General features: G+C 71.9%; 1 protein-coding gene. It reads right to left on the minus strand.

The features are described 5' to 3' along the window. Positions 1 to 44: 44 nt before the first annotated feature. Positions 45 to 1,796, minus strand: a 1,752-nt coding sequence (locus AB0M20_RS41480) for a PQQ-binding-like beta-propeller repeat protein (protein WP_364306814.1), incomplete at its 5' end; no start/stop codon positions are given.

A 1,796-nucleotide genomic window follows, 5' to 3' on the forward strand; every position in this document is an offset into this window, starting at 1 on the left:
GACAACGGCCCCCGGCATCGCCGGGGGCCGTTGTCATGAGCTTCTCATGAGGCGAAGCGCTGGAGCCGCAGATCCTTGTCCGTCACGCAGGCGATCACCTCGGTGTTCCACGAGCACGAGGCGGAGTGCACGCCGGCCAGCGGCCCCAGCTGCACCGGGTCGTCGCCGACGTGCTGCCCGGCCAGCGCGGGATCGTCGAGGCTGGTGGACAGCGCCTTCGAGAAGAGCAACACGTTGCCGCCGTCCAGCCGGGCGCCCTGGCCGTCGGCCGTGAACTGCTCCTTGCCGGCCGAGTCAAGCAGCGTCACCTTCGGCGCCGACGAGGCGTTCTGGCCGACCAGCACGTTGTCCCCGACCGGCACGAGGGTCTCCGCGTTGGGCGCCTTGACGTGCCAGATCGACGCCGCGCCCGTCGAGACGTCCGCCCCGGCGATCTGGGTGGTCTCGGCGTCGTAGGACGCCTTCTCGATCCAGCAGGCGTGGTCGTCGCCGCAGGGCGCCAGGACCTCGACCTGCACCTCGGGGTTGATCGAGCCGATCACCGCCGGACCGCTCAGATCCGTCAGGTCGTAGGACAGGATGCGCTGGCTGTTGGTGCCCTTCTCGGCCACCACGACCCGGCCGTTGTGCAGGATCACCGGAGTCTCCGGCGCGGCCACGCCCGGCTTGGGTTCGACCAGCACCTTGCCGTTCTCCCGGTCGATCACCCGGGCCGACCGGTCGGACATAACCTGGAGCATCCGGGTGTCGTCCCCGGCGGCCGCGAGCGGTCGGCCGTTCATCTGGGCCGGCCCCGAGACGTCGGCGGGCGTCGACGCCCAGATCAGGCCGGTGCCGGAGCCGGTGCCGTTCTTGACGTCGGGCAGGTTCCACTTCTCGGAGCCGTCGCTCATCCGCAACCCGACCAGGCGGGACCCGGCGTCGTCGACCCAGACCGCAACGTCGTCGAAGACGAGCACGCGGTCGTTTTGAGCCACGTCGCGCTGCCACCGGACGTTGCCGTCGTCGGCGTCCAGCACGACCATCCGCCGGTTGTAGGGATCGGAATTCTGCTTGGAGTAGGCGACGAACGCGTCCGGCGTGGTCACGATCTGTTCCCAGCCGTTCTCCGCGGCCCCCGCCTTCGTGTTCCCCCAGATCCGCTTGCCGGTCGACGTGTCGGCCGCCACCACCCCGAGCGTCTTGTCCTGGTTCTCGGTGGCGAAGTAGGCCCGATCCCCGTTGACCCTGGCCTGCATGTAACCCGAAGCGTAGAGCTGGACGGCCGGCTCGAGCGAGACCGCCTTCGACTCCACGAGCGGCTGATAGTCCAGCGACCGATAGCCCGGCCAGAAGTACCAGGCCGCCACCCCGGCCAGGAGCAACACCACCACCAGGCCACCGGCGACGATCAAGAACCCCTTCCTGCGGTACGCGGGCCGGGTGGGCGTCGGCTGCCCCGGCTCCGGACCGGACTCCGGCCTCGCTGCCTGCGTCGACGCCAGCCAGGGCTCGTGCGCCGGCTGGGCCGCCGTGTGCCCGGCCATGGTGTGTCCTGGCCCGTTGTAGGGCGGCGAGCCGCCCGGCCCGAACGCGGCCGCCTCACCGGTGGCCCACGGGTCGACCGGGTCGGCGTAATCCGGCGCCGGCGGCTGCTCCGGAGCCGGCGGCTGATAGGCCTGGGCCGGGTTCTCGTGAGTCGGCGCGGGCGGCTGCTGCGGGACCGTCGCCGGCGTAGGGGTCGGCGTGGCCGCCTCGGCGACTCCGCGCCGGAACAGCGACTCCCCCGCGGCGGGCGGCGCGGGACCCCCGGGCGG

The organism is Actinoplanes sp. NPDC051633 (genome assembly GCF_040681735.1).
Taxonomy (GTDB): Bacteria; Actinomycetota; Actinomycetes; order Mycobacteriales; family Micromonosporaceae; genus Actinoplanes.